Origin of the sequence: Microbacterium aurantiacum (genome assembly GCF_040532595.1) — a bacterium.
Classification (GTDB): domain Bacteria; phylum Actinomycetota; class Actinomycetes; order Actinomycetales; family Microbacteriaceae; genus Microbacterium; species Microbacterium chocolatum_B.
This window is the reverse complement of record NZ_JBEVYX010000001.1, coordinates 1,230,180-1,242,578: the sequence shown is the minus strand read 5'-3', so window position 1 is coordinate 1,242,578 and position 12,399 is coordinate 1,230,180. Positions and strand designations below refer to the sequence as shown.

Below are 12,399 nucleotides of genomic sequence, written 5' to 3'. Positions count from 1 at the left end.
AGGGTACCGGTGGACACGATCGGATGGCAGGATGAGATCCTGTCGTTCGAATCCTGCCATCGACCTGATCGGGGAGCGCCGTGGAGACCGTCGCCGTCATCGTCCAGGACGGCTTCGCGCCGTTCGAGTTCGGCCTCGCCTGCGAGGCGTTCGGCCTCGACCGCACGGACGACGGCATTCCGAACTTCGACTTCCGGATCGTCGCGACCGAACCGGGCCTCGTGCGCAGCAACATGTCGTTCTCGATCACGGTCGAGCACGACCTCGCCTTCGCCGACGAGGCCGATCTCGTCGTGGTCACCCCGGTGCCCCGCTCGAGCTGGGGCGTGCTCGATCCGCGTGTGGCCGCGGTGATCCGTCGCGCCGTCGACCGGGACGCGTGGGTGCTGAGCGTCTGCAGCGGGTCGTTCGTGCTCGCGGCATCCGGTGTCCTCGACGGGCGTCGCGCGACGACGCACTGGAGGTACGCCGCGACGATGGCGGAGATGTACCCCGAGATCTCCGTCGACCCCGACGTGCTCTACGTGCAGGACGGGCGCGTCATCACCAGCGCGGGAACCGCGGCCGGTCTCGACGCGTGCCTCCATCTCCTCCGGCAGGAGCTCGGCCCGGAGGCGACGAACCAGATCGCGCGGCGCATGGTGGTGCCGCCGCAGCGCGACGGCGGACAGGCGCAGTTCATCGCCCATCCGCTGCCCGTCGCCGCCTCGCACTCGCTCGCACCCGTCGCGGACTGGATGGTGGAGAACCTCGACCGCGACCTGTCGGTCGACCAGCTCGCGGCGCGCGCTCACATGTCGGCCCGCACGTTCGCCCGCCGGTTCAAGGCCGACTTCGGCGCGACGCCTGCGGCGTGGCTGGGGCGGCAGCGGATCCTCCACGCCCAGCGTCTGCTCGAGCGCACCGATTGGGGCCTGGATCGCATCGCGGACGAGTGCGGCTTCGGCTCGGCCGCGGTGCTGCGGCAGAACTTCGCCCGCACACTCGGCACCACCCCGACCGCGTACCGCGCGCGCTTCGCCTGTGTCGAGGAGGAATCGTCGCTCTCCATTGCCGGCTGAGAGACCCGGTGCTAAAGTTGAGTCAGCGCGACTCAACTTTGGGTCGGCAGAGACTTCAGGAGAACACATGAACGCCACGCAGATGCCCGGGCAGGAGGAATCGCAGAGCGCCCTCGAGCAGTTCGGGATCAACCTCACCGACCGCGCACGCGCGGGCAAGCTCGACCCCGTCATCGGTCGGGACAGCGAGATCCGGCGGGTCAGCCAGGTGCTCACCCGCCGCACGAAGAACAACCCCGTCCTCATCGGCGAACCCGGCGTCGGCAAGACCGCCGTGGTCGAGGGCCTCGCCCAGCGCATCGTCGCGGGCGACGTCGCCGAGTCGCTCAAAGACAAGGAGCTCGTCACCCTCGACATCTCCGCGCTCGTCGCCGGTGCGATGTATCGCGGTCAGTTCGAGGAGCGGCTCAAGAGCGTCCTCAAGGAGATCACCGAGTCCGACGGCAAGATCATCACCTTCATCGACGAGCTGCACGTCCTCATGGGCGCCGGTGGCGGGGAGGGGTCGGTCGCGGCATCCAACATGCTCAAGCCCATGCTCGCCCGCGGCGAGCTGCGCCTCATCGGGGCGACGACCCTCAACGAGTACCGCGAATTCATCGAGAAGGACGCCGCGCTCGAGCGCCGTTTCCAGCAGGTCTACGTCGGCGAGCCGAGCGTCGAGGACACCGTCGCGATCCTCCGCGGTCTCAAGGAGCGCTACGAGGCGCACCACAAGGTCGCCATCGCGGATGCCGCCCTCGTCGCCGCGGCATCCCTCTCGCACCGCTACATCCCGAGCCGTCAGCTGCCGGACAAGGCCATCGACCTCATCGACGAAGCCGCCTCGCGCCTGCGCATGGAGATCGACTCGGCGCCGCTGGAGATCGACGAGCTGCGCCGTCACGTCGATCGGCTGAAGCTCGAGGAGCTCGCGCTGAAGAAGGAGAAGGACGACGCCTCCAAGGAGCGCCTGTCGACGCTGCGCGAAACGCTCGGCGGCGAGCAGAAGCGCCTTGACGAGCTCCAGGCGCGCTGGGAGCGCGAGCGGGCGTCCCTCAACCGCGTCGGCGACCTGAAGACGCAGTTGGACGCTGCCCGCATGGAGGCCGAGCGCGCCCAGCGCGAAGGCAACCTCGAGAAGGCCTCGCGGCTGCTGTACGCCGAGATCCCGGCGCTCGAGCGTCAGCTCGTCGTCGCCGAGCGCGAGGAGCCGACCGGCGAGCGCATGGTCAACGACCAGGTCACCGACGAGGACATCGCCGCCGTGATCGCCGCGTGGACCGGCATCCCCGTCGGGCGGCTCCTGCTGGGCGAGACGGAGAAGCTGCTCCACCTCGAGACCGAGCTCGGCAAGCGCCTCATCGGGCAGAAGGACGCCGTGAAGGCCGTCGCGGACGCCGTCCGCCGCTCCCGCGCGGGCATCAGCGACCCGAACCGCCCCACCGGGTCGTTCCTCTTCCTCGGCCCCACCGGTGTCGGCAAGACCGAGCTCGCCAAGGCGCTCGCGGAGTTCCTCTTCGACGACGAGCACGCCATGGTGCGCATCGACATGTCGGAGTACGGCGAGAAGCACTCCGTCTCGCGCCTGGTCGGGGCCCCTCCCGGGTACATCGGCTACGAGCAGGGCGGTCAGCTCACCGAGGCCGTGCGGCGGCGCCCCTACTCGGTCGTGCTCCTGGACGAGGTCGAGAAGGCCCATCCGGAGGTCTTCGACGTCCTCCTGCAGGTCATGGACGACGGGCGCCTCACCGACGGGCAGGGCCGGACGGTCGACTTCACCAACGTCATCCTGATCCTGACCTCCAACCTCGGCTCGCCGATCCTGATCGACCCGACGCTGTCGATGGACGTCAAACGCGATCAGGTGCAGGCGCTCGTGCGGCAGGCGTTCAAGCCCGAGTTCGTCAATCGGCTCGATGACATCGTCATCTTCCAGGCGCTCACCGAGGACGACCTCGCCCAGATCGTCGAGCTCACGGTCGACGCCCTGCAGCGTCGGTTGAAGGACCGGCGCTTGACGCTGGCGGTGACCCCGGACGCGCGGGCGTGGCTCGCCGAGCGCGGGTACGACCCCGTGTTCGGTGCGCGGCCGCTGCGTCGCCTCATCCAGTCCGAGATCCAGGACCGCCTCGCCATGGCGCTCCTCTCGGGCGGGGTGCGCGACGGCGACGTCGTGCGGGTGGACGTCGACGCATCGGGGGCACAGCTCGCACTGTCGAGCGACGGCCCGGCGGTTCCGGCAGGCGCGCCCTCCGCGGACGACGAGGTCATCGAAGCGGAACTGCTCGACGACTGAGCTGATCGCCGTCGCGGCCGAGGCGGGTACCGTCGTCTCATGCTGTTGCGCGGGCTCTGGGGCTCCACCCACCCCGGGCCGACCCTCGTCGTCACGGTGCTCGCCGTCGCCCTGGGGGTCGCCGCGGGTCTGGATGCCGCACGACTCGTGCTGCTCGGGGCCGCGGTCTTCGCCGGTCAGGTGTCGGTCGGCATCTCGAACGATGCGATCGACGCGGCGCGCGATCGTGCCGTCGGACGCACCGACAAGCCGATCGCATCGGGCGAGGTCTCCGAGCGCGCCGCGTGGACGGCGGCGTTCGGTGCGCTCGGACTCGCGCTGGCGCTGTCGATCCCACTCGGCGCGGGCATGCTGGCAGCCCACGCCGTCGCTCTCGCCTCGGCGTGGGCGTACAACGCGGGGCTGAAAGCCACCCCGTTCTCGCTTCTCCCGTTCGTCGTGAGCTTCGGGCTCTTCCCGTCGTTCGCGAGCCTGTCGGTGCCGGGCGGCACGCTCGCTCCCGTCTGGGTGAGCGTCGCCGGCGCCGCCCTGGGCGCGGCCGTCCACCTCACCAACGTGCTCCCCGACCTCGACGACGACGCGCGCACCGGCATCCGTGGGCTCCCCCACCGGCTCGGTGCCCGCGCATCGACGGTGCTGGCGGCCGCCGGCATCCTCATCGGGGCCACCGCGGTCCTCGTCGGGCCGGTCCTCGCGGGCGTCGAGCCGGCCATCCCGATCGTGGCCTGGGCGTTCTTCGCCGCGGTCGCCGTCGTCGCCGTCGTCGCCGTCGTGCTCGCGCTGACGCGGAGCCCGCGCCGGGTTCTGTTCCGCCTCACGATGCTCGCGGCTCTCCTCCTCGCCGTGCAGCTCGTCGTCGCCGGCTGAGCGGGTCCGGCGTCGCGGGCTCAGGCGTCCCGATCGAACCCCATGGCGTAGGCGTGGGCGAAGGTCCGGCCGGCGGCGGGTCCGAGCATCGTCCGCACCGCCGCGCGGCGGAGCGCATCGGCGCGCGGACCGAGCGGGCGTCCGAGCGCGGTGTTGAGCGCGGCGAGGCGCGCCGCGTGCCGTGCGGAGGCGACGCGGCGCTGCTCCCAGCGGACGAGACCCGCATCGGGCGCCGCGCCGGAGCGCACCCACGAGGTCAGGAGAGGTGCGAGGGTCGCGGCATCCAGCAGTCCGAGGTTCATGCCCTGCCCGCCGATCGGACTCACCTCGTGCGCGGCGTCGCCGACGACGAGGAGGCGCCCGCGGCGGAGCGCCGGGGCGATGACGCGCCGCACGCCGAAGGCGGTCGCGGTGGTGATCGACGCCGCGGCCTCCGGCTCGCCGCGGCGCGCGACGGCGTCGCGCAGACGCTCGGCGCGGGCGGTATCGGTGTCGTCTGGCCCGTCGGTGGCGCCGGTGTCCTCGGGTCCGCGGGGGTCGTCGGCGGGCGCGGTCCGATCCCACGCCACGTACCGGCGGATGCCGCCCGGCAGGGGGAACGACTCCATCACGCCGTCGCGATCGAGGTGCACCCGTGCGGTCGCGGGATCGTCGCCGGCCGGGGCGGCGGCATCCGTCATCAGATAGCGGTCCCGGTACTCGCGGCGATCGAGGGCATCCGGACGGTAGACGAGGTCGCGCCCCCACGCGCCGGAGGCGACGACGACGATCGGCGCGGCGAACTCCGTGGGGCGACCGCCGATCCCGGCCCGCACGCGCACGTGGTCCGGTCGCGGATCGAGCGCCATCACGTGGGCTCCGCGCAGGGGCTCCGGCGCGCGGGCGGCGAGGATCCGCTCGGTGTGGGCCTGCGGCAGGGTCGCGACGAACGGGAACCGCGCGCGGAGTCGGTCGAACCGGACCGTGCCGAGGAGCGTCCCACCCGCGCGCGCCTCGCCGCGATCGACGCGGACCGCGCCGGCCAGGAGCTCGTCGGTGAGGCCCGCCTGTTCGAGCGCGGCGAGGATCGGTGCGTGCAGGCCGATCGCGCGGGTGCCGTCGCCGGCGACCGGGCGACGCTCGTAGATCTCGACGTCGACGTCGTTCCGCGCGAGAAGGCCCGCGAGCAGCATGCCGACAGGGCCGGCGCCCACCACGAGGACATCAGGCATCGAGGTCTCCTTCGGATCGGTGTCCCGTCCGGAACCCCGGTCGGCTCTCGGCGAGGAGGCGGAAGGGCGCCGGGGCGCCGACGCGCCATGTCCCCGGGTTCTCGGCGCCCAGGATCCGCTGCAGCTCGTCGGGCGTGTGGCTGCGGCGGATCGAGCGGAGACCGTCGGTGCGGAGGAACGTGCCGCGCTGGAGCGGTGTGATGCCGACGGCGTAGAGGCCGTAGGCGAGACGGCTCCGCGCGATGTCGCCGTGGAGGACGAGTCCGGTGCTGAGGGCGCGCGAGTCGGCGGTGAAGGACGCGAGGGCTGCGGCATCCAGGTGGTGCAGGACGTGATTCGACACCACGAGGTCGAAGCGCTCACCGGCGGCGAGGAGGTCGGCACTGTCCGCGCGCGTGAAGCGGACGGTCCCGGGAGCCTCGCGTTCCGAGGCGACCTCGATCGCCCGGGCGTCCGGATCGGCGCCGACCCACTCGACGGGCAGCCCGTCGCGGGTGGCCATCCGGGCGAGGCGCACGACGACGTCCCCACCGCCGCAGCCGAGGTCGAGCACCCGTGCGGGGCGCGCGAGTCCGGCGAGGAACGGGCGGATGCGGCGGGCGTAGACGCCGCCCCATCCCGAGACGAGCCGGTTGACGGTGTCGAAGCGGCGGAGGGTCGCCCGGAGGCGCTCCGGGTCGCACGCGGGGTCGTCCATGAGCTCGCGCACCGCCGTGTCGCGTTCGCCGAGCCCTCGGCGGATCGCGGGCGCAGGGGGCGAGGGAGGAGGGGTCACGGCAACGCGGGCCATGCCTCGGGGCCGGAGGTGCCCGCCGGGTACTCGTCCAGCGGCACGGCGTCGCGGCGCCACGCGTCGATCACGGGCTGCACGATGCGCCAGCAGTGCTCGGCCGCGTCGCCGCGGACGGCGAGAACCGCGTCGCCGTCGAGGATGTTGCCGATGACCTCTGTGTAGGCGCGCAGGGCCCCGGTGCCGAGATCCGTCGACATCGTCGCCCGCTCCAGGGCGAACGGGCTGTCGCCCCCGTTGACGTTCAGCTCGAGCGACATCGCGTCCGGGCCGAGCGAGAACCGCAGCACCGAGGGCGCCGTCGATCCCGAGAATCCGTCGGGCAGGTGGCGCACGGGGCGGAAGGTGAGGACGATCTCGCGCGTCGGGCGCCCGAGCGCCTTCCCCGATCGAAGCGTGAAGGGCACCCCGGCCCAGCGCTCCGTGCGGACCTCGAACGTCACCTCCGCGAGCGTCTCCGTCTGCCGTGCCGGGTCGACTCCCGGCTGGTCGGCGTACGCCGGCATCCGCTCTCCGCCCGCCGTTCCCGCGACGTAGCGCGCCCGCCGTGACGCGCGCGCCGGGTCGTCGCCCTGCACGTGGGTCGCGCGGAGCACCGCGGTGGTGTTGGCGCGGAAGTCCGCTTCGTGCAGCGTCGCCGGGGGCTCCATCGCCACGAGGGCGAGCACCTGCAGGAGGTGGCTCTGGATCATGTCGGCGAGCGCCCCCGCTTTGTCGTAGTAGCCGGCGCGACCCTCCAGCCCCAGCGACTCGTCGTATCGGATCACGACCGACTCGACGTGCTCGGCGTGCCAGACCGGCTCCAGGGCGCGATTGGCGAACCGCACGCCGAGAAGGTTCAGCACCATGGAGCGGCCGAGGAAGTGGTCGATGCGGAAGATCTGATGCTCGGGGACGAGGGCTGCGAGCGTCGCGTTGAGCGAACGCGCGCCCTCCTCGTCGGACCCGAACGGCTTCTCCAGCGCCAGGATCGTCTCGGCGGGGATGTCGTCGGGGGTGAGGGCCTCGCACGCCGCCTGGGCGATCGCCGGCGCGACGGCGAAGTACAGGATGCGGCGGCCGGAGGTGCGGGCGAAGAGCGTGCGCAGATCGTCGGCGTCGGTGATGTCGATCCGCACGTAGTCGGCCTCGGCCGCGACCGCGAGGGCGTGCGCACTCGCGGAGGGGCCGAAGGCCTCGCCGACGCGGGCGCGCCAGGCCGCGGTGTCGACGTCGTCGATGCCGGCGCCGACGAGCCGGAGGCTCCGATCGGGTTCGTCGTCCAGCAGCTGCCCGAGCGCGGGGAGGAGCAGGCGTGAGGAGAGGTCTCCCGTCGCCCCGAGGATGATGAGCGTGGAGGACGTCATCGGCCCACCGTCGCGGTCACGGTCAGTTCCCGCGCGGCGGCGGTGTCGGGATCGTGGGCGGGGCGTGTGCCCCGGACGGTCAGGAGCGCCGATTCGACGGAGAGGCCGGGGCCGAAGGCCAGCCCCGCGATCGAGGCGTCCGTCGGGAGGTCTGGGTCGTGGAGCAGCTCGCGGAGGATGAACATCACCGTCGCGCTCGACATGTTGCCGTACCGCCGCAGGATGTCCCGGGAGGCGGCGAGGGCGGAGGGATCGAGCTCGAGCCCGCTCTCGACGCGATCGAGGATGCTGCGACCGCCCGGGTGCACGGCCCACGCGTCGGGCTGCGCGTCGCCGAGGAAGGCATCGACGGCGGCGCGGATCTCACGGCCGATGATGCGCGGGACCTCGGCGGTGAGGATCATCTCGAATCCGTCGTCGCCGATCGTCCACGCCATGTCGCTCTCGCCGTCGTCGGTGAGGGTGGTGGCGAAGCGCTCGAGGTCCAGGCCTGGCCGGTCACCGGCATCCGCCGTGATGACCGCCGCCGCCGATCCGTCGCCGAACACCGACGAGGAGACGATCTGATCGGGCGTGGAGTTCGGGCGGACGTGCAGGCTGCACAGCTCGGTGCAGACGACGAGCACGACGGCGTCCGGCCGGGCGGCGCAGAAGCGCTCGGCGGCGCGGAGGGCGGGGAAGGCCGCGGCGCATCCGATGAAGCCGAGGTGGTAGCGCTCGGTCGACGCGGAGAGCCCGAGGTCGCGGACGAGGCGGAAGTCGGGGCCGGGCGCGAAGCATCCGGTACACGAGACCGTCACGACGTGCGTGATCTCGGATGCCGTGACACCCGCGTCGGCGAGCGCCGCCTCCGCCGCGCGGCGCGAGAGGTCGGGCGCGTGGCGGATGTACTCGGCGTTCCGGAGGGCGGTGCCGGGAGCGCGGAGCACGCCCTGGTCGTCCACGAAGAGGCCGGAGGCCCCGGGCTCGCCGAGCTCGGGGATGACCGTGTGGCGGCGATCGATCTGCGCGGCGTCGAAGGTCGCGCGGATGAGGCGCTGGGTCAGACGGTCGGCGCCCGGCTGCGCGGCGAAGAAGTCGCGGATGTGCTCCTGGCGGATCGTCGTCGGCGGAGTCGCGGTGCCGATCGACAGGATGCGTGCGGTCATGCTTCACGATAAGCCGTCGACCCCGTCGGGCGCGCGGGCCTTGCGTCATCCGTCGCGCCTGCTATGGCGGCGTGCGCGGGGCGCCCCCGTACCGGACTCCTCCGATCCGCACGCGAAACGGCATCGGGGGCCGATTCTGTGCAGAATCGGCCCCCGAGGGAGGAGTTCGGCGCGCGCGGCGGCGGGCCCTGCGCCCCGGTCAGCGGGAGAGCGCCTCGCGGAGCTTGACGCGCGCGCCCATGCGGAGAAGGGAGTTCTGGTAGATCTTCGCGCCGACGACGATGGCCGCGATGCAGGTGGCGACGAGGATCGCCAGCGACAGCAGCGGCTCCCACCACTGGGTGTCGCCGAGGAAGATCCGCATCGGCATGCCGACCGGGGCCGAGAACGGCACGTACGACATGATCCCGAGCACGAGAGGGTTGTCGAAGAAGAAGATCACCAGAAAGTAGGGCGCCATCACCAGCATGGTGAGCGGCGTCGTGGTCGACCCGATGTCCTCCTGCCGCGACACCATCGACGCCGCGGCGGCGAAGAGCGAGGCCAGCAGCACGAACCCGAAGAGGAAGAACACCCCGAACCAGGCGATCGGCGCTCCGAGGCCCTGCAGGAGGGCGGTCTGTCCGGTCACGGTGAGGCCCACCACCGCGATCGCGGCGAGGATGAAGATCTGCCCCATCGCGAGGATCGTGTTCCCGATGACCTTCCCGGCCAGCAGCGCCCGTACCGGGACCGCCGAGATGAGCAGCTCGACCACGCGGGTCTGCTTCTCCTCCACGACGCTCTGCGCGATCGTCCCGCCGAACATCGACGCGGCGAAGAGGAAGACCACGCCGAAGCCGATGGCGGCGATGAACCCGAGGGCGGCCACCCCGTCCTGCGGCTGCAGCAGCTCCACGGTCGGCACCTGCGCGAACTGCATCAGCAGGGTCGAGGACACGCTCTCGTCGCCGAGCACGGAGAATCCGACCGGGGAGGCGGGGTCGGCGAGGATCGCCACGTCGACGTCTCCGGCGCGGACGAGGTCCTCGGCCTCCCCGCGTGAGGCGACCTGGGTGAGCTCGAGGTTCGGCACCTGCTCGACGTAGCGCGCCGAGTCGGAGGTGACCGCGACCGGGGTGTCGCTGGAGGACCCGGCGGCGAAGCCGGCCCAGATGACGCCGGCGAGGGAGACGAGCATGAGGATCGCCGACGAGATGACGAAGGCCTTGCTGCGCAGCTTCGACCCGATCTCGCGTTCGGCGACGAGCCACACGCTCTGCGCGGTGGTGGGGGCGGCGGGGGTGGCGGTGCTCATCGGATGACCTCCTTGAAGATCTGCGCGAGGGACGGATGCTGCGGCGCGAAGCTCGCGACGTCGCCGCGGGAGAGGGCCTCGCGCAGCACCCGCTGGGCGGCTTCGTCGCTGTCGGCGTCGAAGACGGCGTAGCCGCCGTCGAAGTCGAGCACCTCCACGCCCGGCTGATCGCGCAGCCACCCCGCATCGCCCGCGGAGACGAGCTCGAAGCGGCGACTCGCGTGCTGGGCGCGGAGCTCCTCGCGCTCGCCGGCCGCGCGGATCGTGCCTCCGGCGATGATCACGAGCTCGTCGCACAGGCGCTCGACGACGTCGAGCTGGTGAGAGGAGAAGAGAACGGAGGTCCCCTGGGCCGCGCGGTCCTGGAGGACCCCGGCGACGACGTCGACAGCGAGGGGATCCAGGCCCGAGAACGGCTCGTCCAGGATGAGCACCTCGGGGTCGTGCACGAGGGCGGCGGCGATCTGCGCGCGCTGCTGGTTGCCCAGCGAGAGGGTCTCGACGTTGTCGCCCAGGCGCTCGCCGAGTCCGAGCTGCTCGAGCAGCGCGCGGCCGCGGGCCTCGGCATCCGTCTTGGTGAAACCGTGCAGGCGTGCGAGGTAGACGATGTGCTCGAGCACCTTCATCTTCGGGTAGAGCCCGCGCTCCTCGGGCATGTAGCCGAAGCGGCGACGGTCGGCGGCGGTGACGTCGGCGCCGTCCAGGGTGACCGATCCGCCGTCCTTGCCGAGCACGCCGAGCACGATGCGCATGGTCGTGGTCTTGCCCGCGCCGTTGCCGCCGACGAAGCCGGTGAGCCGGCCGGGCTGGACGGCGAAGGACACGTCGTCGAGCACTCGGCGACTGCCGTAGTTCTTGGTGACGCCCGATAGCTGCAGCATCTTCTCCTCCTGAGCTCTGGTTCCGCCGGGTTCGGCGGGCATGATTCCACGCTAGGGATGCCGGTCGGTGCGCGCCTCCGCCCGCCGGGGGAGATCCGTTCTCCACCGGGGAGGGGAGAAGATCGCATTCACGGGAATAGATGCGTCGGGGGTGCGGTTCGAGCCTCGTGGAACGTCCACGGTGGTCACCGCCGTGGACGTCGTTCGTTTTCCGAGCAAGGAGTATCCATGAGCGACCGCACCATCGGCTACATCGTCGGCAGCATCTCGTCGACCTCCATCAACCGGCGCCTCGCGAAGGCGCTCGAGCGCCTCGCGCCCGCGGGCACCACCCTGGTGGAGATCCCGATCAAGGACCTGCCGTTCTACTCGCCCGACCACGACGCCGACTACCCGGCCGTGGCGACGGAGTTTAAGAACGCGATCGACGAGGTCGACGGTGTCATCATCGTCACGCCCGAGTACAGCCGCTCGATCCCCGGCGTGCTGAAGAACGCACTCGACTGGGCCGCGCGTCCGTGGGGCCAGGGATCGTTCGACGGCAAGCCCACCGCCGTCATCGGCACCTCGCAGGGCGGTATCGCCACGGCCGCCGCGCAGCAGCACCTGAAGGCGATCCTCAGCCACTACAACGCCCCGACGCTCGGCCAGCCCGAAGGCTACGTGCAGACCACGCCGGGCCTGTTCACGGATGCCGGTGAGATCACCGACGACCAGACGGCGGAGTTCCTGGTGTCGTACCTCGAGGCCTTCGGCGCGCTCGTCGACCGCTACACGCGCGTTCCCGCGTCGGCCTGACCTCACCGACGGATCCCCCCGGATCCCCATCGATGCTCGGGGCGCGTCAGACCAGGCCGTGACGGTGGGCGTAGACCACCGCGGCGACCCGGTCCCGCGCCCCGAGCTTCTGCAGCACGTTGGAGACGTGGGTCTTCACCGTCGCCTCGCCGATGTAGAGCCGCTGCGCGATCTCGGCGTTGCTGAGCGCCTGGCCGACGAGGGCGAGCACCTCCCGCTCGCGCTCCGTGAGATCGGGCACCACGGCGGGTGGGGCGTTCGTGGCGGGGGGCCTCGAGGCGGTCGCCGGCGGGCGCGCCGAGTCCTCCGGTTCGGAGGTGAGCGCCGGAGCGAAGCGTGCGATCACCCGCCGGGTCACCTCCGGCGCGAGCAGTGCGTCGCCGGCCGCGGCGACCCGGACGGCGGTGACCAGATCGTCGGGGTCCGCGTTCTTCAGCAGGAAGCCGCTCGCCCCCGCCTGCAGGGCCTGGAACAGGTAGTCGTCGCGATCGAAGGTCGTCACGATCACGACCGCGGTGTCGAGGCTCTCGTCGGCGACGATGCGGCGTGTCCCCTCGATCCCGTCGACGCCGGGCATCTGCACGTCCATGCACACGACGTCGGGGCGGAGAACGGATGCCGAGGCTGCGGCATCCGCACCGTTGGCGGCCTCGCCCACCACCTCGATGCCGGCCGCCTCGAGGATCATGCGGAATCCGGTGCGGACGACGGCATGGTCGTCC

The 12,399-nt window shown here is 71.9% G+C and carries 11 protein-coding genes; 4 read left to right on the top strand and 7 right to left on the bottom strand.

The genetic code is table 11. From position 1 onward, the window contains the following. Positions 1-80 precede the first annotated feature (80 nt). The 3 genes from ABXJ56_RS05870 to ABXJ56_RS05860 all read left to right on the top strand — a co-directional run bounded on the left by ABXJ56_RS05870 (position 81) and on the right by ABXJ56_RS05860 (position 4,206). Positions 81-1,061: a GlxA family transcriptional regulator gene (locus ABXJ56_RS05870; protein WP_353998777.1), complete on the top strand. Its 981-nt coding sequence runs from the start codon at positions 81-83 to the stop codon at positions 1,059-1,061. A gap of 67 nt (positions 1,062-1,128) precedes the next feature. Then, on the top strand, positions 1,129-3,339 hold the full coding sequence (locus ABXJ56_RS05865) for an ATP-dependent Clp protease ATP-binding subunit (protein WP_353998776.1): 2,211 nt from the start codon (positions 1,129-1,131) through the stop codon (positions 3,337-3,339). Between the two features lie 39 nt (positions 3,340-3,378). After that, positions 3,379-4,206 carry a UbiA family prenyltransferase gene (locus tag ABXJ56_RS05860; protein ID WP_353998775.1) on the top strand — a complete coding sequence of 276 codons (828 nt, stop codon included), beginning with the start codon at positions 3,379-3,381 and terminating at the stop codon, positions 4,204-4,206. Between the two features lie 20 nt (positions 4,207-4,226). On the opposite strand, the gene ABXJ56_RS05855 is transcribed toward ABXJ56_RS05860, so the two are convergent. The 6 genes from ABXJ56_RS05855 to ABXJ56_RS05830 all read right to left on the bottom strand — a co-directional run bounded on the left by ABXJ56_RS05855 (position 4,227) and on the right by ABXJ56_RS05830 (position 10,879). Beyond that, positions 4,227-5,417 (bottom strand): FAD-dependent oxidoreductase, encoded by a 1,191-nt coding sequence (locus tag ABXJ56_RS05855; RefSeq protein WP_353998774.1) that lies wholly within the window; start codon positions 5,415-5,417, stop codon positions 4,227-4,229. Then, positions 5,410-6,192, bottom strand: coding sequence for a methyltransferase domain-containing protein (locus ABXJ56_RS05850; protein WP_353998773.1), 783 nt, complete (start codon positions 6,190-6,192; stop codon positions 5,410-5,412). Before ABXJ56_RS05850 ends, ABXJ56_RS05855 begins: the two co-directional genes overlap by 8 nt. Continuing rightward, positions 6,189-7,553, bottom strand: a complete 1,365-nt coding sequence (locus tag ABXJ56_RS05845; RefSeq protein WP_353998772.1) for a glucose-6-phosphate dehydrogenase — start codon at positions 7,551-7,553, stop codon at positions 6,189-6,191. The genes ABXJ56_RS05850 and ABXJ56_RS05845 overlap by 4 nt, the downstream gene beginning before the upstream one ends. Continuing rightward, on the bottom strand, positions 7,550-8,701 hold the full coding sequence (locus tag ABXJ56_RS05840; RefSeq protein WP_353998771.1) for a type III polyketide synthase: 1,152 nt from the start codon (positions 8,699-8,701) through the stop codon (positions 7,550-7,552). The genes ABXJ56_RS05845 and ABXJ56_RS05840 overlap by 4 nt, the downstream gene beginning before the upstream one ends. A gap of 199 nt (positions 8,702-8,900) precedes the next feature. Continuing rightward, positions 8,901-9,998, bottom strand: a complete 1,098-nt coding sequence (locus ABXJ56_RS05835; protein WP_353998770.1) for an ABC transporter permease — start codon at positions 9,996-9,998, stop codon at positions 8,901-8,903. Then, positions 9,995-10,879, bottom strand: a complete 885-nt coding sequence (locus ABXJ56_RS05830; RefSeq protein ID WP_353999973.1) for an ABC transporter ATP-binding protein — start codon at positions 10,877-10,879, stop codon at positions 9,995-9,997. The genes ABXJ56_RS05835 and ABXJ56_RS05830 overlap by 4 nt, the downstream gene beginning before the upstream one ends. A gap of 228 nt (positions 10,880-11,107) precedes the next feature. Between ABXJ56_RS05830 and ABXJ56_RS05825 the strand changes: the two genes are divergently transcribed. Beyond that, positions 11,108-11,677 carry an NADPH-dependent FMN reductase gene (locus tag ABXJ56_RS05825; RefSeq protein ID WP_353998769.1) on the top strand — a complete coding sequence of 190 codons (570 nt, stop codon included), beginning with the start codon at positions 11,108-11,110 and terminating at the stop codon, positions 11,675-11,677. 46 nt (positions 11,678-11,723) lie between these two features. On the opposite strand, the gene ABXJ56_RS05820 is transcribed toward ABXJ56_RS05825, so the two are convergent. Beyond that, entirely contained in the window at positions 11,724-12,365 is a 642-nt protein-coding gene (locus ABXJ56_RS05820) for a response regulator (RefSeq protein WP_435404987.1), read from the bottom strand. Between the last annotated feature and the right edge of the window lie 34 nt (positions 12,366-12,399).

What these genes read in the sequence shown, in the direction of transcription:
- ABXJ56_RS05855 (WP_353998774.1), bottom strand. Translation starts at nt 5,417, where the DNA reads ATGCCTGATGTCCTCGTGGTGGGCGCCGGCCCTGTCGGCATGCTGCTC.
- ABXJ56_RS05835 (WP_353998770.1), bottom strand. Translation starts at nt 9,998, where the DNA reads ATGAGCACCGCCACCCCCGCCGCCCCCACCACCGCGCAGAGCGTGTGG.
- ABXJ56_RS05830 (WP_353999973.1), bottom strand. Translation starts at nt 10,879, where the DNA reads ATGCTGCAGCTATCGGGCGTCACCAAGAACTACGGCAGTCGCCGAGTG.
- ABXJ56_RS05840 (WP_353998771.1), bottom strand. Translation starts at nt 8,701, where the DNA reads ATGACCGCACGCATCCTGTCGATCGGCACCGCGACTCCGCCGACGACG.
- ABXJ56_RS05825 (WP_353998769.1), top strand. Translation starts at nt 11,108, where the DNA reads ATGAGCGACCGCACCATCGGCTACATCGTCGGCAGCATCTCGTCGACC.
- ABXJ56_RS05860 (WP_353998775.1), top strand. Translation starts at nt 3,379, where the DNA reads ATGCTGTTGCGCGGGCTCTGGGGCTCCACCCACCCCGGGCCGACCCTC.
- ABXJ56_RS05845 (WP_353998772.1), bottom strand. Translation starts at nt 7,553, where the DNA reads ATGACGTCCTCCACGCTCATCATCCTCGGGGCGACGGGAGACCTCTCC.
- ABXJ56_RS05865 (WP_353998776.1), top strand. Translation starts at nt 1,129, where the DNA reads ATGAACGCCACGCAGATGCCCGGGCAGGAGGAATCGCAGAGCGCCCTC.
- ABXJ56_RS05820 (WP_435404987.1), bottom strand. Translation starts at nt 12,365, where the DNA reads ATGATCCTCGAGGCGGCCGGCATCGAGGTGGTGGGCGAGGCCGCCAAC.